At 66.8% G+C, this 732-nt stretch carries 1 pseudogene; it reads right to left on the bottom strand.

Annotated elements, in window-relative coordinates:
- Positions 1-732: pseudogene (locus tag CTZ28_RS46395) on the bottom strand (1,4-alpha-glucan branching enzyme); the annotation flags it as partial.

The raw sequence follows: 732 nt of genomic DNA, 5'->3' as shown, positions 1-732 counted from the left end.
CGGGCATTTTCGAGACCAGGGAGCGTTTGCCGTGCACGGTCTCGTCGTGGGAGATGGGCAGGATGTAGTTCTCGCTGTGGGCGTAGGCCAGGGAGAAGGTCATCTCGTGGTGGTGGTGGGTGCGGTGGACGGGTGGGTGCTGCATGTACTGGAGGGAGTCGTGCATCCAGCCCATGTTCCACTTGAGCCCGAAGCCGAGGCCGCCGTTGTGGGTGGGGCGGGTGACGCCGTCCCAGGCGGTTGATTCCTCGGCGGCGGTGACCACGCCGGGGCAGCGGCGGTGGACGGTGGCGTTCATCTCCTGGAGGAACGCGACCGCGTCCAGGTTCTCCCGGCCGCCGAACACGTTCGGTGTCCACTGGCCTGGTTCGCGTGAGTAGTCGAGGTAGAGCATGGAGGCGACGGCGTCGACGCGGAGGCCGTCGATGTGGAATTCCTCGCACCAGTAGACGGCGTTGGCGACGAGGAAGTTGCGTACCTCGTGGCGGCCGAAGTCGAACTCGAGGGTGCCCCAGTCGGGGTGTGCTGCCCGCAGTGGGTCCGCGTGCTCGTAGAGCGGTTCTCCGTCGAAGTGGGCCAGTGCCCAGTCGTCGCGTGGGAAGTGTGCGGGTACCCAGTCGATGAGGACGCCGATGCCTGTCTGGTGCAGGGTGTCGATGAGGTGTTTGAAGTCGTCGGGGGTGCCGAGGCGGGCGGTCGGGGCGTAGTAGCCGGTGACCTGGTAGCCCCAGG

It is taken from the genome of Streptomyces shenzhenensis (assembly GCF_003688995.1).
Classification (GTDB): Bacteria; Actinomycetota; Actinomycetes; order Streptomycetales; family Streptomycetaceae; genus Streptomyces; species Streptomyces shenzhenensis_A.
This window is presented reverse-complemented; position numbering and strand designations above follow the sequence as displayed.